Annotated in this window: 27 protein-coding genes and 1 riboswitch; of the genes, 25 read left to right on the top strand and 2 right to left on the bottom strand. The window is 41.0% G+C overall.

The annotated features are described in order from the left end of the window. Positions 1 to 41 precede the first annotated feature (41 nt). The 14 genes from OQE68_RS00755 (at position 42) to OQE68_RS00690 (ending at position 10980) form a co-directional block, all read left to right on the top strand. On the top strand, positions 42 to 1913 hold the full coding sequence (locus OQE68_RS00755) for a hypothetical protein (protein WP_266195418.1): 1872 nt from the start codon (positions 42 to 44) through the stop codon (positions 1911 to 1913). 143 nt (positions 1914 to 2056) lie between these two features. Continuing rightward, entirely contained in the window at positions 2057 to 3457 is a 1401-nt protein-coding gene (locus OQE68_RS00750; protein WP_266195417.1) for a transposase, read from the top strand. 140 nt (positions 3458 to 3597) lie between these two features. Next, positions 3598 to 4788, top strand: a complete 1191-nt coding sequence (locus tag OQE68_RS00745) for a hypothetical protein (protein ID WP_266195416.1) — start codon at positions 3598 to 3600, stop codon at positions 4786 to 4788. A gap of 3 nt (positions 4789 to 4791) precedes the next feature. After that, on the top strand, positions 4792 to 5835 hold the full coding sequence (locus tag OQE68_RS00740) for a phage tail fiber domain-containing protein (protein ID WP_180571952.1): 1044 nt from the start codon (positions 4792 to 4794) through the stop codon (positions 5833 to 5835). A 3-nt stretch (positions 5836 to 5838) separates the two neighbouring features. Beyond that, complete coding sequence (locus tag OQE68_RS00735) at positions 5839 to 6696, top strand: hypothetical protein (RefSeq protein WP_266195415.1); 858 nt, start codon at positions 5839 to 5841, stop codon at positions 6694 to 6696. Positions 6697 to 6707: 11 nt separating this feature from the next. Beyond that, the gene (locus OQE68_RS00730; protein WP_266195414.1) at positions 6708 to 7172 is read left to right on the top strand and encodes a tail fiber assembly protein; all 465 of its coding nucleotides are present in this window, start codon (positions 6708 to 6710) and stop codon (positions 7170 to 7172) included. After that, the gene (locus OQE68_RS00725) at positions 7173 to 7403 is read left to right on the top strand and encodes a hypothetical protein (protein ID WP_180571971.1); all 231 of its coding nucleotides are present in this window, start codon (positions 7173 to 7175) and stop codon (positions 7401 to 7403) included. Continuing rightward, positions 7390 to 7620 (top strand): HNH endonuclease, encoded by a 231-nt coding sequence (locus OQE68_RS00720; protein ID WP_266195413.1) that lies wholly within the window; start codon positions 7390 to 7392, stop codon positions 7618 to 7620. Before OQE68_RS00725 ends, OQE68_RS00720 begins: the two co-directional genes overlap by 14 nt. Then, complete coding sequence (locus tag OQE68_RS00715) at positions 7610 to 7759, top strand: hypothetical protein (RefSeq protein WP_266195412.1); 150 nt, start codon at positions 7610 to 7612, stop codon at positions 7757 to 7759. The genes OQE68_RS00720 and OQE68_RS00715 overlap by 11 nt, the downstream gene beginning before the upstream one ends. After that, a complete protein-coding gene (locus OQE68_RS00710) occupies positions 7752 to 7925 on the top strand; it encodes a hypothetical protein (RefSeq protein ID WP_180572228.1) in 174 nt (57 codons plus the stop codon). The genes OQE68_RS00715 and OQE68_RS00710 overlap by 8 nt, the downstream gene beginning before the upstream one ends. 11 nt (positions 7926 to 7936) lie before the next feature. Next, entirely contained in the window at positions 7937 to 8176 is a 240-nt protein-coding gene (locus OQE68_RS00705; RefSeq protein ID WP_266195411.1) for a hypothetical protein, read from the top strand. Between the two features lie 65 nt (positions 8177 to 8241). Further along, positions 8242 to 9921 carry a phage terminase large subunit gene (terL, locus tag OQE68_RS00700; protein WP_266195410.1) on the top strand — a complete coding sequence of 560 codons (1680 nt, stop codon included), beginning with the start codon at positions 8242 to 8244 and terminating at the stop codon, positions 9919 to 9921. Positions 9922 to 10019: 98 nt separating this feature from the next. Next, positions 10020 to 10655, top strand: coding sequence for a hypothetical protein (locus tag OQE68_RS00695; RefSeq protein ID WP_180571675.1), 636 nt, complete (start codon positions 10020 to 10022; stop codon positions 10653 to 10655). Continuing rightward, a complete protein-coding gene (locus OQE68_RS00690) occupies positions 10636 to 10980 on the top strand; it encodes a hypothetical protein (protein ID WP_180571674.1) in 345 nt (114 codons plus the stop codon). The genes OQE68_RS00695 and OQE68_RS00690 overlap by 20 nt, the downstream gene beginning before the upstream one ends. A 25-nt stretch (positions 10981 to 11005) precedes the next feature. On the opposite strand, the gene OQE68_RS00685 is transcribed toward OQE68_RS00690, so the two are convergent. Continuing rightward, positions 11006 to 12052 carry a DUF4917 family protein gene (locus tag OQE68_RS00685; RefSeq protein WP_180571673.1) on the bottom strand — a complete coding sequence of 349 codons (1047 nt, stop codon included), beginning with the start codon at positions 12050 to 12052 and terminating at the stop codon, positions 11006 to 11008. A 779-nt stretch (positions 12053 to 12831) separates the two neighbouring features. Between OQE68_RS00685 and OQE68_RS00680 the strand changes: the two genes are divergently transcribed. From OQE68_RS00680 to OQE68_RS00640, 9 genes are all read left to right on the top strand, one after another. Beyond that, positions 12832 to 13263, top strand: coding sequence for a MarR family winged helix-turn-helix transcriptional regulator (locus OQE68_RS00680; protein ID WP_180571672.1), 432 nt, complete (start codon positions 12832 to 12834; stop codon positions 13261 to 13263). A gap of 686 nt (positions 13264 to 13949) precedes the next feature. Further along, positions 13950 to 14150, top strand: coding sequence for a hypothetical protein (locus OQE68_RS00675; RefSeq protein WP_180571671.1), 201 nt, complete (start codon positions 13950 to 13952; stop codon positions 14148 to 14150). Continuing rightward, on the top strand, positions 14143 to 14403 hold the full coding sequence (locus tag OQE68_RS00670) for a hypothetical protein (RefSeq protein WP_266195409.1): 261 nt from the start codon (positions 14143 to 14145) through the stop codon (positions 14401 to 14403). Before OQE68_RS00675 ends, OQE68_RS00670 begins: the two co-directional genes overlap by 8 nt. Positions 14404 to 14449: 46 nt before the next feature. Continuing rightward, a complete protein-coding gene (locus OQE68_RS00665; RefSeq protein WP_266195408.1) occupies positions 14450 to 14983 on the top strand; it encodes an antirestriction protein ArdA in 534 nt (177 codons plus the stop codon). 309 nt (positions 14984 to 15292) lie between these two features. Further along, on the top strand, positions 15293 to 15571 hold the full coding sequence (locus OQE68_RS00660; protein WP_180571981.1) for a hypothetical protein: 279 nt from the start codon (positions 15293 to 15295) through the stop codon (positions 15569 to 15571). Between the two features lie 192 nt (positions 15572 to 15763). Further along, entirely contained in the window at positions 15764 to 16045 is a 282-nt protein-coding gene (locus tag OQE68_RS00655) for a MarR family winged helix-turn-helix transcriptional regulator (RefSeq protein WP_180571980.1), read from the top strand. Positions 16046 to 16160: 115 nt separating this feature from the next. Then, a complete protein-coding gene (locus tag OQE68_RS00650) occupies positions 16161 to 17153 on the top strand; it encodes a tyrosine-type recombinase/integrase (RefSeq protein WP_266195407.1) in 993 nt (330 codons plus the stop codon). 56 nt (positions 17154 to 17209) lie between these two features. After that, on the top strand, positions 17210 to 17455 hold the full coding sequence (locus tag OQE68_RS00645) for an AbrB/MazE/SpoVT family DNA-binding domain-containing protein (RefSeq protein ID WP_180568278.1): 246 nt from the start codon (positions 17210 to 17212) through the stop codon (positions 17453 to 17455). Continuing rightward, on the top strand, positions 17443 to 17838 hold the full coding sequence (locus OQE68_RS00640) for a type II toxin-antitoxin system VapC family toxin (RefSeq protein WP_180568279.1): 396 nt from the start codon (positions 17443 to 17445) through the stop codon (positions 17836 to 17838). Before OQE68_RS00645 ends, OQE68_RS00640 begins: the two co-directional genes overlap by 13 nt. On the opposite strand, the gene OQE68_RS00635 is transcribed toward OQE68_RS00640, so the two are convergent. Beyond that, positions 17830 to 19170, bottom strand: coding sequence for a site-specific integrase (locus OQE68_RS00635; RefSeq protein WP_180568280.1), 1341 nt, complete (start codon positions 19168 to 19170; stop codon positions 17830 to 17832). The two genes, OQE68_RS00640 and OQE68_RS00635, sit on opposite strands and share 9 nt — an antisense overlap. Positions 19171 to 19501: 331 nt before the next feature. Here OQE68_RS00635 and OQE68_RS00630 point away from each other — a divergent pair, with 331 nt between their 5' ends. After that, a complete protein-coding gene (locus tag OQE68_RS00630) occupies positions 19502 to 20443 on the top strand; it encodes a chemotaxis protein CheV (RefSeq protein WP_180568281.1) in 942 nt (313 codons plus the stop codon). A 95-nt stretch (positions 20444 to 20538) separates the two neighbouring features. After that, positions 20539 to 21603, top strand: coding sequence for a CheR family methyltransferase (locus OQE68_RS00625; protein ID WP_180568282.1), 1065 nt, complete (start codon positions 20539 to 20541; stop codon positions 21601 to 21603). 350 nt (positions 21604 to 21953) lie between these two features. Then, positions 21954 to 22064: riboswitch (TPP riboswitch) on the top strand. Positions 22065 to 22108 lie beyond the last annotated feature (44 nt).

Here is a 22108-nt window from a genome sequence, read left to right as displayed (position 1 = left end):
CTGGTCAACTGAGTGAACCAGCCGACACTGATATAACTTCCATGCGGCCTATTTCAGATAGGCAATACGAGCAGTACAACGCTTACATAGAGCAAAAAGAAGATGCGCTAGCGGACAGCGTTTCTACCAGCGAATTTATTTCTACCACACTTGACGAGCACTGGATTTCATCTCATGCATTAAGACAACTTAACCGTGACGACCTTGTACCAGACCCCTCGTGGGTCCCTTCAATGGAAGAATACGACCAGTTAATTAATGGGATACCTGAAGATTTACACGACGAATTTAATAGTGCGGTAAGTCGTGGTCATGCCTTTCAAATTAGGAATGAGATTTTAGAGTCCTTAAAACGAAAAGAAACGCTAATGTCTCAAGGTGCCTTTATGGGGATTAGTGCTGGTTTGGCTGCCTCCATCATTGACCCTGGCGCTTGGGGAATGGCCGTGGCAACTGAGGGCTTAGCCTCGCCACTCTTAGCAGCCCATAAAATTACCCGGTTTAAACGTATTTTATCCTCTGGTCTTCTTACAGCGGCAAGCTCAGCGACAGTTGAAGGCTATATTGCATCACAGGACCCAACCTATGATGCTACTGATGTGCTCATTGGTTCAGCTGCATCTTTCTTAATGGGAGCTAGTATAACAGGCTGGCGTACGCGGTTTGCTGCTAAAGCTGATGAGTTTAGGCAAGCAGCAGAACTTGAAGAAATACGACAAGCTGGTGGTGAATTGAGTGAGGCAGGGAAAAATAAATATAAAAAGCTTCTCAATAAAGATGGTTCAATTCCAACTCCAGACGAACGTATAGCCGCTATTTTTGAAGATGGCGCAGAGCGTGGAACAGAGTTTGGTAAGCAGCGCTTTGACAGAGCAGGCATTAATTTAAGCTCAGATTTAGACGAAGTTAGAGGACTTTCAGCCGCTTTAATGTCAGATGCATTAGGCGGAAAGAAAGGCGAGCTAGTTAAAGAAGCGGCTAGCGTCTGGAAGCGTATGAAAACCGATGGTTTTATGGTTGCCTTTTATAAAAGCCACAATCAACATTTTAATAACTTTTTACGTGCTGAAGGTATTTCTACTGTTGGGTCCAGTATGAAGCACCAGCACAGAGAGCGCTTTAATGAGATGGTAACCCGTTATATTCGCGGAGAAGCCATTGATAATGTGCACGTAAAAGCCCATGGAGATATGCTGAAAGACGCCTACAAGCGTATTTTATCTATGGCGAAGAAACCCCAGGGTGACGAGACTATACCGAATGCTGTACCTGTGCGGGGCTCTGAGGAGGTAGATTTTAATGAGTTTTACAGCCCTCGACATTGGAGCGCTGCAAAGATAGTCCAGCAAATTCAACAAGCCGGTTACACCAGAGTTCAACATACCATAGCTGGTGCATTTAATAATGTTGAAGGCGAAGCTGCTTTAGAACTAGCTGGGGCTTTTATCGATATTATTACCACGGCAAAAAAAGGTAATGTTAATTTACCTCAGTTAAATAAAGCCATTAATGAAAATATTTCTGAGCAGTTAATTAATGATTTTGGTCTTGATGCAAATAAAGCAGCTGAAATTGCTAAACGAATCCAAAAGGCCATTAAACAAAAAGACCAGGGGAAAACAACACGCTTAAAGAGTCGTGTGGACCTTGACGAAAATAAAATAGCTGACTTGCTGGAGAATGACTCAGAATTACTTTTCCTTAATTATTCCAATACGATGCTGGGTCACATTGCCTTAGCCCGCCAAGGAATAGACAGCGAGGGCACCTTTAAGACAGCCATGGAAAAAATCGAGAAGAAGCGAGCGTATAACCCTGGTAAAACAGAAGCTGAGAGGACACGCCACAAGCTCGAAATAAAGCAACTGTACGATGCCTATAACTCGATTCCGAAGTTTTTAATGCTTGACTAGCACGATGAGAGAGATTCAGAAGACTGGACTACAGGTATTGCTCCATTTCTTCGCCTAGCAAAGAACGATCAACACGACACCTGCAGACCAGTGATGGTGTAGTATATCGCGCTTGTATTTCAATAGCGACTTGATGACGACTTGTGTTGATTACCCCTATTCCCCATGTGATAAAGTTTGTTCAAACTCTAAACGACACCTTGACTGTTTCTTTTCAATCTCCTGGATTAAGTCGTATCCAGTGTCGCTGGTTAACTATTATGCTGATGGGAATTGGTGTCACTGGTGTATTTTGCTGGGCTGTTTTTGAGCGGTGTAGCTTAGGAGCATTCAAGCAGGACCAATTACGTTGGATGTTTTACCATAGTAAAATTGCCTGGTCATTGTTGTTGCAAGCCAGTGTCCGACAAGTACTCAATCACTATCATATTACGAGAGGAGTACTCATTTTTGACGATAGTGATAAAGTCCGCTCCAAGAGAACACGACGTATTAAAGGTGTGCATAAAATAAAACATAAAAAATCCGGCGGCTATGTTCAAGGGCAAGAGCTAGTGTTTATGCTACTGGTGACACCTGTAGCTACCTTACCGATTGCTTTTCGCTTTTATACACCTGATCCAGCGTTAAGTGCTTGGCGTCAGAAAAATAAAGCCCTAAAGAGGCTGGGTATTCCTGGAAAAGAAAGACCCAAAAAACCTAAGCCCAACCCAGATTATCCGACCAAACAAGCTTTAGCACTTGAGATGGTTGAAGCATTTTCATTGTCATTTTCTGATATAAAGATTAATGCGGTCATTGCTGATGCACTGTATAGCACAGCAGAATTCATGGATAAGGCTTCCATTGCGACGGGTGGTGCTCAAGTGGTGAGTCAATTACGCTCCAATCAACTAATCCTTTCCCAAGGAAAAAAAGTACGACTTACACATTACTTTGCACGCCAAACAGGCGTCGATACCAAGTTAATTATCCGAGGCCAAAAAACACAGTCAATCACCATGCTGGCGGCTCGGGTTTATGTGAAAGCCCATGGTAAAAAGCGGTTTGTGGTTGCTTTGAAATATGAGGGAGAAAAAAATTATCGATATCTAGTGGCATCCGACATGTCCTGGCGGCATGGTGATATTGCTAGGGTTTATACATTGAGATGGTTAGTTGAGGTTTTCATTGAGGACTGGAAGCAACATGCTGGCTGGAACCGATTGGCCAAACAACAAGGCGAAGAAGGATCAACGCGAGGCGTGATCATGAGCCTGCTGTACGACCATATGTTACTGCTACATCCAGAGCAATCCGTCCGCCTTGAAAATAAGCAGCCCGGGCTTCCTGTTGGCTGTTTGACTGAGCGAATCAAAACAGAAGCCCTAATAAAAACTGTAGAAGCAGTTGTCACGGCTGATGAACCAAAACAGCAACTGAAAGCCTTTACCGCTGCAATAATCAGTGTGCTTCCTGAGCGCCGCTCGAAAAAGCATTTAGCGGGTTTAGATTTGGGCAAACAAGAGCCCACTGACTCATTAAAATACAGAGCGGCTGCATAAATAAATTAGCAGTTATGTCAACCTAAAAAAACTTCGGAATCGAGTATAACCACCTTGTCGGTCGTCCCATTGATACAGACCCTACAGCCAGAAGTAGCCGTACTCTTCGGACAATAAGAAAGCTCCAATATGCCCGCAACATGAACCAAGTGGGCTTTGCTCAGCTGATGGAAATGGGACCAGCTTTAAGTCACGTTGGTTGGCTTCAATTTATGAAGCATGTGCCAGAGCTACGCAAAATGATTAAACGCATGGAGAATGGTAATTATAAAGATAACCTACTAGAAGAACTTTCAGACGCGATGGGTGGCTGGGCTAATGGTCGGCTTATGCATCAGGTGACTAATCAAATAGACGACTTTGGTGCGACTTTTAATGGGCATACAAATAAGTGGGATAAGCTGGAGCGTGGATTAGACCACATGGGCAAGTTTACAGCTAACATGTCGGGTTTCCATTCAATTAACCACATGCTCCAAAACCTAACTATGAAAGGTATGGCTCAAAATTTTCTGGATTATAGCCTGAAAAATAAAAGAGTTATGTCAACAGATAGATTACGGGAGCTTGGTATTGATGATGAGTTGCTATCCAAAATAAAACACGAATACAGGCATGTTGAAAGTAAAAACGGCAAATTAACCCGGATGAATTTCGATAAGTGGGACCCTGACGTTCACGCTAAATTTTCTTATGCAATAGGCTTGTGGGGTAGACGGATTATTCAGGAGCAAGACTTTGGTGACGGTGTTTCCTACCTGATGAGCAAGGAGCTTGGCAAAACCTTAATCCAATTCCGCACCTTTGCTATCACTGCTTACTCAAAACAGTTGTTGCATGGTTTAAAGCATAGGGACCTACAAACCGCTTCTCTGTTCCTACATTCAACTTTCTTTGCTGGTCTTGTCTATGTTGGCCAAACTCATTTACAAGCGACAGGCAGACACGACAGGCGGGAATTTCTACGTAAGCGGCTAGAGCCAGAAGCTATCGCAAAGGCAGCTTTTCAGCGCTCAGCGTATGCTTCAATATTCCCCATGTTTGCCGATAGTGCCGCTGAGATGGTGACTGGCGAACCTTTCTTTAATTCACGTATGTCAGAACTAGCGACAAATGTTTGGACAGGTAACGCGTCATACGATTGGATAGAAAAAGCTTCTTCAGGTGTGTCAGGTATCGCCAGAGCAGGACTAAGCAATAATTACGATTTTTCACAAAGGGATTGGAATAATTTATATCGCACGTTACCTTTTCAGAACATGTTAGGCATACAGCAGTTTTTACATAATTTAGGCACAGACTTACCCAAATATTCGGAGGACAGATATTAATTAATGGCATTATCATACAAAGATTATATTGCCGATGGACAAACCAAAGACTTTGCTATTCCTTTTAAATTCTTAAACTCAAACCACATTAAAGTTTATGTTGCCGGTAAACAAGCTAACTGCTCAATAAATAATAATGTAGCCTCTTTATCCTCACCGCCAGCAGCTAATGTTGTGGTCCGTGTTAAACGAGAGACACCACTACATGAACGCGCCGTTGATTTTGATGATGGCGCTATTTTATCTGAGGCAGTCTTGGACATGGCAAATGAGCAGCTTTTTTATGTTGCTCAGGAAGTGCTCGATTATTCCGAGGGCTTACTGAAGATGAAAGAGGATGGTCAATTTAATGCGTTAAATAGACGGATTAGAAATGTTGCTAATCCAATTGAAAATAATGATGTTGTAAATCTAGGCTTCATGAATTCGCAATATATTCCTGCTGCGCGAGCAGAGGCCGACCGTGCAAAGAATGAAAGAGAAACGACAGAACGGATTAGGGCGTCAACTAATCAACTAAAAGTTGACACAGAGCAAACATTAAATGAAGCTAGAACTTTTACTACTTCAATTAAAGGTGATACTGAGGTATTAAGAGGGAAGACTGAACAACACATGGTGACTGCCAATGCGCACAAAGAGAAAGCTATTGCAGAAGCAAATAAGGCAACGACGGAGGCTAATCGCGCACATGGAGAGGCCAACCGAGCAAAAGGCTATGTTGAGAAATATAAGCCAGAAGTAAAAGGCGCTTGGACTTTTGATGATTATGTTCAGTGGCCCACCCTTGGCGTTGGTCAAGGGCGCGCCGCCATCTATAACGACGGAACAACCCATAAATGCCTGATGGTCCACGGCAATAATTCAGTAGGAACCGGTGAGTATCGTGTGGGCCTTTGGAACCATGTAACGGTACATGGCGCTTTTTATGTAACGGGTAAAGCATCAATAGGAGGTCATGAAGCCTATCATCAAGGCAATATTAAAATAAGCTCGTCTAACCCTTCAGGGGGTACTCACGGCCATATTTGGCTTAAATACAGTTAATTTATGTCAGAAACTTTCTTAAATATTAATAATTCCTGGCGTTCCCTAGATACGGCCCTTGTCAATGTGCACGGCTCCTGGCGTGAGGCTGATGTCTACGTCAATGTAAATGGGACCTGGAAATTAGTTTCATTAAAGCGTACTACAGTAACTGGTGGCGTCAACTTTGATTTATTTGGAAATTTACTACCCCACGTTGGCGGTGCCAGTAACATTGAAATCACTTTAACAGGCACTTTCCAAGCTTCTACGACAAGTAACGTGGCCTTGGCGTTAGGCACTCACTTTGCCGGGAGGAAAGTTAAAATAATTAATAATGCCCTCATTTTAGGTAAAGAAGGTGCCGGAGGTCCTGGCGGTCATGGAATAAAAAATAATAACGGCACAGGGCACGCAACAAATGGACACGGAGGAGGAGCTGGTGGTACAGCGTTATGGATTAACCCTAGTCACGGCTGCAAACGCTTAGAATTCTACAATACATCAGGTGGACGTATTTATGCCGGTGGTGGTGGCGGAGGCGGCGGTGGTGGCTCATGGGGCCAACGGCGTAACGATGGTGACCGTCATCAGTTTGTAGGCTCAGGCGGTCACGGTGGTAGAGGGGCTGGCTCAGGTGGATATGCAGCAGGAGGTGCCGGTGGTAGTGGCAGAGAGACTGCCCGAGGTGGGGCAGGGGGCCATGGCGGTAACTACGGGGCAGCAGGTGCTGGAGGAGGTCGTGGATTCAGTATCATGCAGTTTCCCAAGTTAGGCTCGGGTGGCGCTGGAGGCACAGCCGGTATAGCTATACACAATGTTGGGTCCATTGCTTTAACTGGCTACAGAGATACAAGTTACATAATAGGAAGGAGAATTTAATAAAATAAAACATGAAATTTAAAATAATAAATTACCACAGAAATACAGGCTCACTTGATATTGAGCTGGAAAATGGATTTAAAATAAATATTGGTCTTGACTCCCTCATTGATGAAGATAACCCAACAGAACAAGCGTTAATAAAAGCAATATCCCGGTCCCTGCCTGAAGATGCCTACTTTAACCGTAATATTCCAGAAGCCCCTGTCATAAGCACCATGCTTAACAAGCTGTATAACCCAGTTGTTACCGAGGACCACTCAGAGATAAGCACCTGGGACATTATACGCGGCCACAGAAATAATTTATTGCGTGCTACAGATTGGACCCAAATGCACGATAATAAACTGTCTGAGGAGCTGAGAAAGACTTGGTCTTCATACAGGCAGAAGCTAAGAGATATACCGCAAACAAATAATGAACCACAGGAAGTAACGTGGCCAATTCCACCAGATACAGAAGGACTTGATATATAAGTGCAAGACTGGTTTAAAACCTCCCTCCCTGCAATTTTAGTTACTCTCACATTAGCCTTTGGCAGCTACGTCGTTCTTATAGAGCAGCGGTTAAGTAATTTAGAAGCTAATTATAAGCACCTCGAAACGCTAACTCAGGTAGTTAATGATTTAACCAAGCTGAATTATAAAATGGATAAACGTATTAGCATTATGGAGACAACACTATTAGGTGCAAATGAGGAATTATAAAAAAGAATATAAAGAATATCACAGTAAACCTGAACAGAAAAAGAGACGCGCAATGCGTAATGCAGCAAGACGCTTAATGATTAAAAAGGGTCTCGCTAAGAAAGGTGATGGTAAGGACGTAGACCATAAAGATAGAAACCCCTTAAATAACAGTGTTAGAAATTTGCGAATAACAAATCAAAAGAAAAATAGAGGATGGAGAAAACATGATAAATAGTTTTATTTTACGATTTCTTGCGACAAAACTAGTGAAGAAAATAGTCCTAACCTTGTTAAAAGAAATGGCTAAACGGACTGATAATAAAATAGATGATGAAATTGTGGCTATCGTTGAAAAGGAAGCTCTAAATGACTGATGACTTCACTAAGACACTGGTAGATTACGAAGAATTATTTAGACAGATTAATCACCCATATAACTTAATCGAGCACGAAAACGGCTATTTTACGATGTCTTATGCAACTGCTGTGGGTAAAGAGTCAGCCTTAGAATTTCGTCCTGATGGCTCTTTAATTAACTAATAGGAGACTTTTTGACTGATAAAGACGTAAACGTATTATTAGCTCAGCTACACAAAGAGCTAGCCGAACACCTTCTTGAAAAACTCCGCAACGGAGAAATGAAAGCAGCAGAGCTAAACGTGGCTCGCCAAATGCTGAAAGATAACCATATTAATGAATTTCCTTCCCCAACGAGTCCGCTAGCTGAACTTGAAAATAAACTGAATGAAGTAGACCCATTCGACCCGGACGACGTTCGTTATACCCACTAAATAAACAAGCTGAGGGCTGCTCTAAGCCCTCCTTGTTCCCGCCTATATTAACCCACCAGGAATTAATGAAACAAAGAGAGAAAGAACTAGAACACCGATTAAAGACAGATTTTGTATTCTTCTTAACTGTTATATGGAAATACAAAAAACTACCTAAACCAACCCCAATACAGATAGATATAGCTAAATACTTACAACATGGACCAAAACGGAAAATAGTCATGGCTTTTAGAGGGGTAGGTAAAAGCTGGATTACAGTTGCGTATGCTTTATGGCGTCTTTATTGTGACCCTCAGACAAGAGTACTTGTTGTTTCTGCTTCAAGTACACGCTCAGGCAATTTCACAGACTTTGCACGTAGACTTTTAGAGGAAATACCTTTTTTACATTTTTTGCGTCCAAGGAAAGGACAAAGAGATACTAAAATCGCATTCGATGTGGGGCCAGCAGACTCTGATGACAGTCCTTCCATACGTTCTGTTGGTATTAAAAGTCAAATTACAGGCTCCCGCGCTGATTTAATAATTGCTGACGATATAGAAGTTACAAATAACAGTGAAACTCAACTTGCCCGTGAAAAAATAGCTGAAGCAGTTAAAGAATTTGATGCAGTTTTGAAGCCTAATAAAGAAGCGGGAATTACCTATTTAGGAACACCCCAAACAGAAATGTCTGTGTATAATACACTGTCAGAACGAAATTATTCTGTTCGTGTATGGACTGCCTTATATCCTGACCCCTCTGAATTCCCAAAATGGAAAGGGCGTTTAGCTCCATTTATTGAAGAAAAAGCTAGTAATAATTTAGCCCTAGTGGGTAGAACAACAGAGCCGCGTAGATTTACTGATTCAAACCTAGCAGAAAGGCGTTTGTCTTATGGTACGTCGGGATTTGGTCTGCAATTTATGTTGGACACAAGTTTAAGTGATGCTGAGAGATATCCACTTAAATTGGCTGACTTAATGGCGATGTCCCTTGACTTAAAACGAGCACCTATTGATTTAGCTTGGTGTAACTCTACCGATAAAGTCATAGATGTACCTACGCTTGGCTTAGATGGTGACCGCTTTTACTCGCCAATGTGGATGGACAAGGAAATGGCAGAATATACAGGCTCTGTCATGTTTATTGACCCAAGTGGCAGGGGAGCCGATGAAACCAGTTATGCTGTGGTCAAGTTTTTACACGGCTATCAGTTCCTAATTGACGCTGGCGGTTACCGTGATGGCTATACGCCTTCCACCTTGCAAAAATTAGCTAATACTGCCCAGCAGCATAAAGTGAACATGGTGCAAGTGGAAGATAACTTCGGTGATGGCATGTTCATTGAGTTATTTAAGCCCATCCTACGAAAGGTACACAGTTGCCAAGTTGAGGGCAAAAGGGCTAAGGGACAAAAAGAAAAGCGTATTATTGATTCGCTTGAGCCTGTCATGAGCCAGCACAGGCTAATAGTCGACACCCGTCTTATAGAAAAAGATTACAAGGAATGTGAGGGTGATTTTAGCTATTCCCTCTTTTACCAGATGTCACGCATAACACACGACAGAGGAGCCCTGAAGCACGATGACAGGCTTGAGGCTGTCGCAGGGGCTGTTGCGTATTGGGTTGAGCAGATGGCGCTTGATGGAGCTGTGGAGGCTGAGAGGCACCGAGCGGAAGCACTGGAAGCTGAGTTTGAAAAGTTTGCTGAAGATTGCCTAGGGTTTAAGTCAAAGAAAGAAGTAGGGACTTTTTGTAGTTAATTTTACCACTTCACATAACACCAAGGTTGTACTTATACACCTTGCACGACCTTGGTATTATTAGCGACTACTTAAAGATGGACCTCAAAGGGGTTGTAATGAGAAAGAAGTTATTATTTGGGTTGGCCTTGTGCTCACTGACAGCCTTTAGTTGGGCTTGTAAGGAAAAGCACGAGGATGAAGGAAGGCCTGAAGATTTCTGTCATAAAGCTGTGTGCACAGCTGTAGCTGAGGATGCCGAGTGGCCAGAGGAAAAAGCTACTGATGGATTTCTTGTAGGCTCCTTCCACTTTACATTTGTTGTACCAGCACCTGATGCAGTAAGGACAATCGGTAACCAAGGGGCAGGCTTAGTTTATAAGGATGGAAAAAGGATTAGTTACCGTATTGTTGACGGCCACAAAGAGTTGACCAGTGCTTTAGATTACACTTTTAAAACCTCGGTAAAAGAGCTGCCTAAAAAATTACCTTTCAATAACTCTGCGACAGGCATTTTATATATCACAAAAGGTATGTTTGAAGCGGATGCCAAACTGAAGAAATATCACAAAGGCCCTTGGAAGGCTTATGTTGGTGTTGGCTCTGAGGCAACCTCTTTAGTGCTTGCGAATAAGCAGTATACGCATCAGGTCTTATTTATGACTTTAAAAGGTGGTGCTGAGAAGTACCTTAGCCAAATTTTAAACTCGCTTGAACTGGATAAGGTGCATACAAATGCCGTTGCTACAAAGTGATAAAGAAAACATCTCAAAAATTATAGCTATTGTTTTTGATTTACATGTCCCGCCTCATAATGTAAATGACAATGTGGTCAGGGCTACTGAAGAGGGCATAAGGAAGCTAGAAAGCTGTGCGGGTAAGAGTCATGCTTTAGGCACTTTACTCCAGTGTATTCCAAAAAGCCCTAACGTTTACGGTTGGCTTGCGTCATGTGGGACCGCTGTTAAATTTAGACACGCTGCTGAAGCGGACCCAGCGGGAATTAAGTCAAGTGTAATGTGTATGAATGGCTCCTCACAGATAAAGACGGCGATACAAGCTGCAGCCATTGGGTTTTAGTTTTTGGGGGAGCTTTAGGCTCCCTTTAGGCAGTTGCTGCTTGTTTTTTCTTCTCGAATAGGCTATCCCAAGCTGTGAATTCTGTTATGTTTGCCATTTGTTCTAAGATGATGTTGCTTTCGTGAGTTTTCAGTCTTTTGGACCAGAATTCTAACCTATCTTCCTTTGTATAACCTCCATCATCTTTTCCTGCTTCTTCCCACTCAATTATTGCTTTTTTCTTCTTGGGGTAGAGGGATATCAATTCGTTAAGGTGTGTGTCATAACCTGAGTATCCAAATATAATTATGGTTTTATTTTTTCCTATTAGGTGCTTCAATACTGACCAGTATTTTTTTAGTAAAGGGGAGTTTTCAATAATAAATTTTTTATGTTCAACACTGGTTAGTACGATGTGTTTACCTTTCGTTTTACCATCAACCTCATCAATGTCTCCAGTTGTATTGTTGTATAACTTTGTTACTGTATCGCGCAATTTTACAATCCCATGAGAATTGTTTACAAAATAAGGAGAACCATGCAAATGTAAGTACTTCGGTTGAGTTTCTATTTTCCAGTTGAATTCTTTAGACTTGTAAACCATATAGCTATTTCTTGAGTTTATGGGGCCAAACAAAAATCCATCTGCAATACTTTGGTCTGTACGGTACTTATGTTTTAAAATGCCTTTATATAATAAATTGTCATAGTTTAAAGTAGCAATATGGGATGTTGTCCTCATTATGTAGCTGTATAAATGATTAATAAAATCCTCAATGACAGTATATGGGACTAAATTATGAAAATAACAAGATACTTCGTAAACATAATCATTCAAAATTGTATCTAGCTCTTTTAGTTCGCTTTTTTCTTGAGGTATATTCAGTAGCCTACAAGCCCTATAGGAAAATAAAGGTAACTGTAGTTGTCCTAACACCTCCTCATTATCAGGTAGTGTATTGGAAATAAATTTTCTTATTAAGTCTATTTTAGGGTGGATATTATTAACTGAATCTAAAGCGCTTTTAAGCGTATATTTTGAGGGAGCAATAGCCATTCCCAATCCATTACCAATAATAACAACACTTCCCATTACACTATCCTTGTGACAGAAATAAGACAGTATATAAACGTAAGTACCATGATGGTAAAGTTAAGTTTTTGTGGCAGAACTGTTTCGATGTATAAATAACAATCTTTTTGTACAAAAAGCAGGCACGAATCTTAAAAAGGCCAATCGCTGAAGCCCTTGGTATCCGGGGGCTTGAGTTACCACGCAACTTAGAAGACATTTCCCCCTGGGTTGAAATATAAGATTTAACCTTAAGATACATATAGATACTTAGAGATTATCTTAAGGATGCCTAAGCTAACTTTAAGACTCCTATGAATATAGATGACTTAAAGCTCACCTTAGCTAAACCTTAATACACCTTCAGCTTTGTTCTTCTTTGTTGTTTATTTCCCAATTAATAAGAAAAATAATTACCTACTAAGACACAATATCTGTAAGCTACTCAAGACCAAGGCTAAGCTTTACCTTGGTCATCTTTTAGCTGACTTTTAACTCTCCTTTAGTCATCTTTAAGTAAACCTCCAAGCCCAGCTTCTCCTTTTGTTGTCCATATAATACAGCCGTGGTCCTGCCCTCTCTTCATATGCCGTGTAAGCTGTTTTATCCTTATCCTGGTATGTTTTCATGGCTAAAGCTTAAAGTGCCTTATAGCAACTCTGAGGGCGTCTAGTGATGTGCTTCTGTTGTTGTATTATCAAGGTTAAATGCACTAGATGTCATTAGAGGGGCTGAGAGGCTTTGTAAGCTCGCTTCAGGCCAACCCATCTCCATTTATTGGTGTGAGGTAAAAGCGACTTGTGAGGATTCTCAGGAGCTATACACGACACATTGGACGTAGAGGGAGCGTTGAGGTAGACTTTGGCTCTTTTGGATTGATATTGAGGATTGGTGTTTCTGTGGTGCGGATGAAGGATATTGTACGAATTAGGCAAGCTTTACTGGAACACAATATAACTGCTTTTCAGTTTGAAATACTATTAGCTGTTGAGTTGAATGAAGGGGCTACATTACTCGAAATAATGAGCCGAGGCTTTTTACCTACAACAAGCACAGTCTCTACAGTAGCTTCTCCGTTACAAAGACTTGCTGAAGGTACACCCAGAACAAGAGGACGGGGTTTTATAAGAAAGCTAAAAAGTACGCATAATGCAAATGCAAATGAGCTGTACCTAACAGAAACTGGCCGTACAGTGTTAGATGATATTAAAACTAAAATTGATTACAAATAATTTTTACCAAAAAATCTGAGTAGTCTTTTTGAATAAAGCTCAATCGCAATTTCCCCCGTAGCCTTCCAACAATATAAGCTGTTTGAGTGCAATAGTCACAACTTTTAGTCACATGCGCATGCTCACGCCTTATAAAACAAGGGCAGGAAATACATATACTGTTTTATCCAGTATTATTATCTAGTGCTTTCAGTTGTTTTGCTTTTTATTTTTCTCTTTGTTTTTAATATCCTGTTTTTACTCTTGACGTAATCAATACATTTTGATAGCTTATTAATGGTCGAACGGCGCGACTTAAAAAACAAATTAATACTTCCTATACATCTTAGGGGCAAAGAGAAAGATGTAAAAATAAACCCCAAGTATTGATTTAAATAACTTACTGTTACCTCCTTGGTTCTCTTTAAGTTTTCAAAAATAGTCGAGCAGCACGACCAATAAAATGTTTTTTATAATCTTACTCAATATAAATAACCACCAGCATTCTACAGCACGCCACTGTAAGCAAGCTCTTTAACAATTTGGTTAGTAGCGTACGGATTTAGTGAGAGTAATATTTCACCTCCTCACGCTATACACAAAAAGCAAGTGCGCTTTAAGTAGGTCATTAGTTATCTAGTGGCTTACCTAAAGCCTACTTAAAGAAAATAAATATAAATTAATTTAATAAAAGGAGACCACAGCCAATGGACCTATCATTAAATAAATGTAGCGCAGAGACGCACGCAGGCCCTACATGCATCTTGTGCAACCAAAGAGCCTACAGCTTACACCTAGTCACGGCTGAGAGTAGCGAGGGAGCAAGTTTTATTTGTGGTCTACTTTGTCCGTCTTGTCATGGCCAAGTGCTTAATAATAAAGAGCAAGGAGAGCAATTAAATGACTAATTACATAGCAGGCTGGAATGTTCCGGGCTATTTGCCTGAAGTTGAACCGGCCACATTTAGCACCCACAGCGAAGCCTTAGATTATATAAAAGATGAGATTAAGAAGCACATAGACCTACTTATAGACTCAGGCCAGAGGGAGCAGATAGCACCTAACTTAAAAGCTTTATGCTGTCTTGAGCACTGCCAGAAGGAAGGTAAGCCTGTTGCTGTCTTCTTCGCTGATTATGTTTATTGGATTCAGCCAGAATAAAAATAATTATTTGTTTTTTCTCTATTAATTAAAAGGATATTTAATCATGGCAACAATCACTTTCTACTCTCTCTATGACTACAACTGTGGTGAACTCCTTGCTAAAACTTTTGACCTTGACAACTATGAAGAATGCGCCGAATTAATCAGCGATATACATGCATGGCTACAAGAACTAACCAAGCAGATTAATGACGGGGTTCTTCGCGAAGAGTGGATAGTCGCTGATTATGAGGATATACCCGAGAAATATGTGGGAGAGCATAGCCTTGATTCGGAATATTTTACTTACGTTTCTGTCCTTAACGAGCTTAGCGAGTGGTACATGAATGACGCTGAGAACATACTGCAAGCCTGGATTGACTACGGCTACCCATTAGACGCAGAGCAGGTAAAAGACGCTTACGTTGGCCACTATGCGACACCTCGCGACTTTGGAGAGGAATATTTAGCAGAGCTTGAAGACTTGTCTAACATTCCTGAACGCTTGCGCTATTACATTGATTGGGAACGAATGGCAGAAGATGAGCTAATTAATACCTACTGGGTATCAAAGGGCTATACCTTCTTTCGAGTATAAAACGAGTAGATAGCCTGTAGATAAGTTAAAGCGAGTAAATAATAATAAATACACTAATTGTTCTACAATAGTGAAGCATTTCACCTGCCGCAACTCTTCTTAATCATATATACAGTACATGTCGAGTATCTAGCATAGGAATAGATGTCTTTCTGGAACTTTTCTTTACAAAAGTGTGGTCTAATTCACTGTACATGTATACAATAAGACATTTGTGTTACAAGCGTTCCGTAATACAGCCAGCTTACGCACCTTGAGTAGTAAATGTAAGCTTACTCCAGAATTAAATTCACTGATAAAGGAGAAGTAATGGATAAAAACTCAATAGGTGAAAGAATGAATTTAAGTGAATTAATTTACGCAGAACACACCGACCTCGTATTTAATGCCCTACTAAGCGAGGAGGAATGTCAAAGCGAGTACCAAAGCGTTAAACATTGGTGGTCCATCAGTCCCCAATTAGGCCATGAATTAGCGAGTAATTCAATAGCGGGTATTTACATACTTGAGCATGCTTATGGAACTTGGCTTGGGCTGACTGAAGAAACCCGCGACGTAGAGAGTGCAGTGAGGCGTCTGTTTATTTAATCACCTATAGTTTAATTGCACTACATTACATTTTGAACTTATGTTCTGTTGTTACGTAGTGCTTTTTTATGTAACATATTCGGAGGGAATAATAAATGATTACAAATCATACATAACTGAGCATATATAGACGAGACCCCCACAATGTATAATAGAGGAAAGCTTTTAAAGCTACAGAACTTAGTAGTAACGTTGCATAAAGAAGATTTAGGAATGTCACTAGTTCAGTTTGCAGCCTTACTAACTATTGCAAGAGAAGAAGGGCAAGGCATTACTGAAGTTAAAGATAGGCTAGGATTACCTAAAGCAACCGGCACAAGAACTATTACAGCTCTAACAGAGCGCGCTGGACCAGGAAAAGAAGGCTATGGACTTGTTGATGTCCGCTTTGACCCAATGGATGCAAGGCGAAAAGGTTTATATTTAAATGAAGCGGGCAAGGAGTTTGTTGCTAAGTATGTAAATATGATTTAACTCTTTTTCTGGTCCATACGAGGTTAGCGAATTTGCATAACCTCACTTTCCTATTTTTTTCTTCCTTCTCTTTCTCCTCAAATTAAATAAACACCTATCATCAAAAGGAATTCCTATGGCTATCCGTAAGCGTGGCCAAAGGTGGCAAGTTGACGTATATATAAATAAAAATAGAGTACGTGAAAACTGTGCTACCAAGGCAAAAGCCCAAGCAAGAGAGGCTGAGTTATTAGCAGTCAAAGCAGGCAATGAAGAAAACACGCAAGCTCCCCAGCAATACAAAAAGCTAACCTTAAGCGAGCTATTAGAGTTGACCACAGCACGTTATTGGACCGGTACAAAAAGCGAGGTGGTGCAATATAAGACAGGAATGCAGATAATAAAGTTGCTTGGTCCGTCCACATTAGCAGCTGATATTAATCTTAATACAATTGATGCCTTTATTAGCTCTTGTAAAACTGAAGGCAACGCGCCAGCAACAATAAATAGAAAAATAGCTGTCTTACAAAAAATGCTCCGTTATGCCCACGAGCGCGGCTATATTTCCTCAATGCCACGCTTTGAGCGCATGAAGACAAGGCAAGGCCGTATCCGTTACCTATCATATGAGGAAGAAGAGCAGTTGCTTTTATTAGCTGATAAAGATTTGGCCGACTTTATTTGGCTCGCCATAGAAACAGGTGGCCGACGTTCAGAAATATTTAAATTAAAGCCGCAAGATATTCTTGAAAATAAAATTATTTTTAGCGATACGAAGAACGGCAAAACGCGCTCAGTCCCATTAACCAGAAAGGCCAAAGGTGTCTTACAGCGTCGTTTAGAATCTGCTGGCAACCTGTGGCCTACCCAATGGACAATCGACAGCATTACTCAAGCCTGGGCCAAGCTGCGTAAACAGATGAAGCTGGAGCACGACACTGACTTTGTATTTCACTGTACCAGACACACATGCGCTACCCGCTTACTTAGGGCTGGAGCCAGCTTGAGAGAGGTTCAGCACTGGCTAGGCCATTCGAATATTACGCAAACGGCTATCTATGCTCACCTTGAAGAAGACGCCTATTACAGCCTTGCAGAGCGTCTAGATAACAGGAGGAAACAGCCTTGACCAATCTTACCTATAAGCATAAAGTAAGGATAAATGATATAAGTAAGGAAAAGACAATGAGCACAGCAACGATAACCAGCAAGGGACAAGTAACAATTCCCAAGGAAGTCAGAGAAGCCTTAGCTCTCAACACTGGCGATAGAATAGAGTTTATTCAGATTAATAATGAACGCTTCGAGATTGTAGCCGTTAATAAGGATGTAACAGCGCTTAAGGGCCTCATTAAGAAGCCTAAGAAGCCAGTTTCAATTGAGGAAATGAACGAAGCTATAGCCGCTCAGGGGGATGAATGTTCGGATTAGATACAAATGTATTGGTGAGGTATATAACCCAGGATGACCCAAAGCAGGCCAAGCTTGCGACTTCCTTAATTGAGACCAAGCTAAGTGAACAGGTACCCGGCTACATTACGTTAATCTCCTTGGTTGAGGTCTTTTGGGTCCTGAAGCGTGCTTATGGAGCAGGCAAGGCAGAGCTACTAGAAGTCATCACAACAGTACTAACGACTAAAAAGTTTGTTGTTGAGAATCACCGTGAAGCCTGTAAAGCCCTGCGCTTATACCAGGAAGGCAATGGCGACTTTAGCGACGCCTTGATTGCAGTTTTAAGCCTTAATGAAGGCTGCGCTAAAGTTTACACCTTCGATAAAAAAGCCTGCTCTGTTGGTATGTCCCGTTTAGATTAAAATATCTCTCACGCAACTAAAGTCTATCTGTTGCATACTTTCATTGAGCAGCTTTAAACTGAACCCTGAGCCATAAATTCCGTGGGTCATATCACCTTGAGAGTGTCCTAATAAAGCTTTTAGGTGCTCATTAGGAACCCGACTTTCGACTGCGAAATCTCTAAAAGTATGCCTTAAACTGTGTAATACCTTAGTATCTGCAAAGCCTAGCTCCCGTTTAATGCCGGTAAACCAGTTGGTTAACGGTCTACCAAAAGCGCCTAAGGTTGGGTTTACATCAAACAGTTTCTTATTACCTTTTCGGGACTCAAAATATTTGAGAAAATCAATTTTGATAATGTCCTGATGCAGCGGAATTACGCGAGCTGAATATTCAGTTTTTAATTGATGGTCCCCTCTATCATGAATATCAATATAATAAAAATCACTATTAAATTTAATGTCATCAACATCAAGTTGTACAATTTCATCTCGGCGTGCTCCTGTATAAAGAAGGAGTACTGTCATCCAGAAGCGCCAACATTTTTCGGCTGTTTTCTCAGGTAATACGGCTTGCTGAAATAATTTTTGGATTTCTTCAGGGGTAAAGGAATCTCTGCCAATAGGACGTGTTTTTTTGCCCTTTGGCGTTAATTTTTTTAGGTAGTTCTCTGAAATATAATCATATGATTCAAGCCACCCAAAAAAAGCTTTGTTACGCGTAAAGTGTATTTTAACTGTTACAGGTGAAATTGAAGGTGCTCCATTGTCTCGCATTTCTTTCCACGTCATCGTTTTACCAGCGCCTAAATGGCGGTTACGTGGGTACTCATACAGAGACTGAGCAAAGGAGAGGGCAACTTCCTTATTAATCTGATTTACATGCAGGTTACCCATGATATCCAAAAGTATACGAAATGAGGTCAAATAGCAGGACCTAGACTTAATACCCCACTCAGTTTTAACTTTTTCAGCTTCAAAGAGCCGATAAGCTTCTTTTAGAGTTATACCTGGCTCTTCAATATTCGGTTCAGGTGTAGCTTCAGGAATTCCCCCAGGTCTAATAATATTGGTGGGCTGTAAAAGGGGGCTGTCTTTTGCCGTGTGAATGCTCAGAGCTTCTTCAAGTACCTTCAGCACAGCTTCTCGTTGATTTGTTGCTTCATAGCACCGCATTTCATAAATAGCGGCATTAATAGTACCCAAAAGTGTTACGGCCTTTACTTGGGCAAGCTGCTTTGATGTAGTTCTTAATGAAAGTGTAATAGCTGTTTTACGAAAGACTTTTCTTAAATCCGGCGGAATAACTTTTCTGAAATGATAAGTGCCTCCACGTTGTACTATATTTTTCATACGAACACCTTTTCGCTGTTGAGTTGTATCAAGGGCTTCTTAAGTGGACGAATGAGAAAAAATTTGTAGCAAAAAAAGCTAAAAAAGTTGTAGCAAAACTTGAGTTGCTTAAGGAAGAGATGAGGCGAATTTTTGAAAAAGCCAGGTTTTCTGCGGTCTAAAGACTAAGTGAGTACGCTTTAAAACTTTGCAAATTCCCAGATTCGCCTAAGCTAAGAGTATGGTCTATAAGTATTTCACTAACCAAAACATTAGCGTCAAAGTTATAGAGAGTCAGGCAAGTCTCATGCCTGGCAGAAAATAATGTTGTAGTGGGGCAAGGTAACTTTACATGGCCGGTGTATTAGACAGTGTCAATCAGCGAACCCAGCTAGTGGGGCAGAACAGGCTGGAACTCCTATTGTTTCGGCTGGCAGGTCCACAGTTGTATGGCATTAATGTCTTTAAGGTAAAAGAGGTTTTACAATGCCCGAAAATGACCTTGATGCCGAAAAGTAGCCCTGTGGTACGTGGAGTGGCTAATATTCGGGGGGGAACAATTCCCTTGCTGGATATGAATTTAGCTACTGGTCATGATTTATTAGATAACGTTGAAAATTGCTTTGTTATTATTACCGAGTATAACAACAAGGTGCAGGGATTTATGGTGCGAATGGTCGATCGCATCGTTAACATGAACTGGGAAGAAATTCATCCTCCACCTAAGGGTACAGGGCGAGACCACTATTTAACTGCAGTCACTAAGGTAGACGATAAACTCGTTGAAATTATTGATGTAGAAAAAATTCTTTCTGAAGTGTCACCGATGACTGAAGAAATCAGTGAAGGGGTTATTTCAGAAGATATTACCCAAAAAGCTGTTTCTCAGCATGTATTAATTGTGGATGACTCTGCGGTTGCGCGTAAGCAGGTTCAACGCTGTCTTGAAACGCTGGGCTTAACCGTTACTGCAAAAAGTGATGGTCGAGAGGCTCTAGACTTTCTGAAAAATATGGCTGATGAAGAAAAGAATATTTCGAATGAATTACTATTAATGATATCAGATATAGAAATGCCAGAAATGGATGGCTATACCCTGACAACTGAAGTCAGGAGTGACCCACGAATGAAAGATCTCTATATTATTCTACATACTTCACTCAGTGGGGTTTTTAATAGAGCCATGGTAGAAAAAGTGGGCGCTAATGATTTTATTGCTAAATTTAACCCTGACTTGTTGGCGAGCACTGTTATTGGTCGGCTGGAAGATGCGGCAGCAGCGCAGGAGGGATAACTATTTGATCGGAAGCACAACGAATTGAATGATAAACACAACACACATTAAAAAGTGCGTTATTTTTTATTGATGGTAAAAGTGGAGTTATAAATTTGACTCAGAGCGGGCTTAGTTCCAAGGTAGCGTTAAGTGACTTTGATATATTTAGCCAATTTCTTGAAAAAGCATGCGGGATTGTATTGGGTAAAAATAAGGAATACCTGGTCAAAAGTCGGCTAAGAAAAATTCTTAATGACAATAAAATCGATACCCTTGCGGAGCTGGTAAAAACAATTGAGCGAAATCCTCGTGATGTTTTGCGAGGCAAAGTAATTGATGCTATGACAACTAACGAAACCTTGTGGTTTCGTGATAATTATCCTTTTGAAGTATTTAAAAATACTATCCTGCCAGAACTGTGCAAACGCTATCCAAATCAGCGTTTGCGAGTTTGGTCTGCGGCATGTTCCAGTGGGCAAGAGCCGTATTCAATTAGTATGGCGACCGATGAGTTTGAACGAACCAGTCTTGGTCAGTTAAAAGCAGGCTTGCAAATAATAGCGACTGACCTGTCTAATAAAGTGTTAGCTGAATGCCGTACAGGTGAATATGACTCATTAGCCTTGGGAAGAGGCTTATCAGATGAAAGATTAAAGCGCTATTTTAATGAGCTACAAGGTAAGCGTTGGGAAGTTAAGCCTGAGATAAAAAAAAGAATTGAATTTAAAGAGCTGAATTTACAAGAGAGCTATGCCTCTTTAGGTAAATTTGATGTGGTTTTTTGTCGTAATGTGCTTATTTATTTTTCGGCTGACTTTAAACGAGATATTTTATCTCGTATCCATAAAACACTGAAGCCTGGAGGCTATTTATTTTTAGGTGCATCTGAAGCCTTAAACGGGTTAGCTGATTTATATGAGATGGTTCAGTGTCGGCCAGGCATTATGTATGTATCTAAAGGCGAGGATGTTTTTGCCAGAAGCTCTACTAAATCCTCAACATTTGGTAGTTCAACGGCATCTGCTAAAACTTCATCCACCACATCTAGATCTACAGCCGCTACATCACCAACGACGAGACCATCAACGTCCCGTTCGGGTGTTAGCTCAAAAACAACCTCAAGCACTAAAAGTCAACCTTCAACGTTTAAACCTAAACCTAAGCCCACTGATCGCTAATCCACTGGTAGTTACAAAAATCAACGTGAGCATAGTGCAGGTGAGTACGTTCCTAAAGAGCCAATCTATCTTGCTTTTTCACCAATAATAAGCGAGCAAAATATTATGTAACTATTTTGTCCTGTACATAGCTATTTTGGACAAAGGGATGGAACAATTGACCCTATAGGGAAGTTATCAAAAATTTTGCAGCGATATCATATGAAGCATGGTGAGCGAGCAGAGTGATACACTTGAAGTTATGTTTTTAGAAAGTTCGTTACTGCAAAAGTGCTGTTATTGCCTTATTTAGCAAGATGTGTAATAGCAATCATACCCTTTGGGCAATGATTGCAGGCATGAGTGGCTATGAGCTACAATTGGGGCGTCGTTGGGGTGCTGGGCTTGTTAAGTGTGGCTGAGATTATACCCATAAACCTGATCCAGATAATGCTGGCGTAGGGAGTTGGTTAAGATAGCCTGACTATTTGATAGTTGCTACCTCCTTAAATTTTATCTCCCCCAG

Source organism: Spartinivicinus marinus (genome assembly GCF_026309355.1).
In the GTDB taxonomy this organism is placed as follows: domain Bacteria; phylum Pseudomonadota; class Gammaproteobacteria; order Pseudomonadales; family Zooshikellaceae; genus Spartinivicinus; species Spartinivicinus marinus.
Note: the sequence above shows the minus strand (reverse complement) of the source record. Positions and strands in the feature narration are given on the sequence as shown.

What these genes read in the sequence shown, in the direction of transcription:
- OQE68_RS00645 (WP_180568278.1), top strand. Translation starts at nt 17,210, where the DNA reads ATGAGCACAGCAACGATAACCAGCAAGGGACAAGTAACAATTCCCAAG.
- OQE68_RS00755 (WP_266195418.1), top strand. Translation starts at nt 42, where the DNA reads ATGCGGCCTATTTCAGATAGGCAATACGAGCAGTACAACGCTTACATA.
- OQE68_RS00710 (WP_180572228.1), top strand. Translation starts at nt 7,752, where the DNA reads ATGACTGATGACTTCACTAAGACACTGGTAGATTACGAAGAATTATTT.
- OQE68_RS00695 (WP_180571675.1), top strand. Translation starts at nt 10,020, where the DNA reads ATGAGAAAGAAGTTATTATTTGGGTTGGCCTTGTGCTCACTGACAGCC.
- OQE68_RS00630 (WP_180568281.1), top strand. Translation starts at nt 19,502, where the DNA reads ATGGCCGGTGTATTAGACAGTGTCAATCAGCGAACCCAGCTAGTGGGG.
- OQE68_RS00730 (WP_266195414.1), top strand. Translation starts at nt 6,708, where the DNA reads ATGAAATTTAAAATAATAAATTACCACAGAAATACAGGCTCACTTGAT.
- OQE68_RS00735 (WP_266195415.1), top strand. Translation starts at nt 5,839, where the DNA reads ATGTCAGAAACTTTCTTAAATATTAATAATTCCTGGCGTTCCCTAGAT.
- OQE68_RS00635 (WP_180568280.1), bottom strand. Translation starts at nt 19,170, where the DNA reads ATGAAAAATATAGTACAACGTGGAGGCACTTATCATTTCAGAAAAGTT.
- OQE68_RS00720 (WP_266195413.1), top strand. Translation starts at nt 7,390, where the DNA reads ATGAGGAATTATAAAAAAGAATATAAAGAATATCACAGTAAACCTGAA.
- OQE68_RS00685 (WP_180571673.1), bottom strand. Translation starts at nt 12,052, where the DNA reads ATGGGAAGTGTTGTTATTATTGGTAATGGATTGGGAATGGCTATTGCT.
- OQE68_RS00650 (WP_266195407.1), top strand. Translation starts at nt 16,161, where the DNA reads ATGGCTATCCGTAAGCGTGGCCAAAGGTGGCAAGTTGACGTATATATA.
- OQE68_RS00675 (WP_180571671.1), top strand. Translation starts at nt 13,950, where the DNA reads ATGGACCTATCATTAAATAAATGTAGCGCAGAGACGCACGCAGGCCCT.
- OQE68_RS00690 (WP_180571674.1), top strand. Translation starts at nt 10,636, where the DNA reads ATGCCGTTGCTACAAAGTGATAAAGAAAACATCTCAAAAATTATAGCT.
- OQE68_RS00665 (WP_266195408.1), top strand. Translation starts at nt 14,450, where the DNA reads ATGGCAACAATCACTTTCTACTCTCTCTATGACTACAACTGTGGTGAA.
- terL (WP_266195410.1), top strand. Translation starts at nt 8,242, where the DNA reads ATGAAACAAAGAGAGAAAGAACTAGAACACCGATTAAAGACAGATTTT.
- OQE68_RS00670 (WP_266195409.1), top strand. Translation starts at nt 14,143, where the DNA reads ATGACTAATTACATAGCAGGCTGGAATGTTCCGGGCTATTTGCCTGAA.
- OQE68_RS00640 (WP_180568279.1), top strand. Translation starts at nt 17,443, where the DNA reads ATGTTCGGATTAGATACAAATGTATTGGTGAGGTATATAACCCAGGAT.
- OQE68_RS00660 (WP_180571981.1), top strand. Translation starts at nt 15,293, where the DNA reads ATGGATAAAAACTCAATAGGTGAAAGAATGAATTTAAGTGAATTAATT.
- OQE68_RS00745 (WP_266195416.1), top strand. Translation starts at nt 3,598, where the DNA reads ATGAACCAAGTGGGCTTTGCTCAGCTGATGGAAATGGGACCAGCTTTA.
- OQE68_RS00740 (WP_180571952.1), top strand. Translation starts at nt 4,792, where the DNA reads ATGGCATTATCATACAAAGATTATATTGCCGATGGACAAACCAAAGAC.
- OQE68_RS00715 (WP_266195412.1), top strand. Translation starts at nt 7,610, where the DNA reads ATGATAAATAGTTTTATTTTACGATTTCTTGCGACAAAACTAGTGAAG.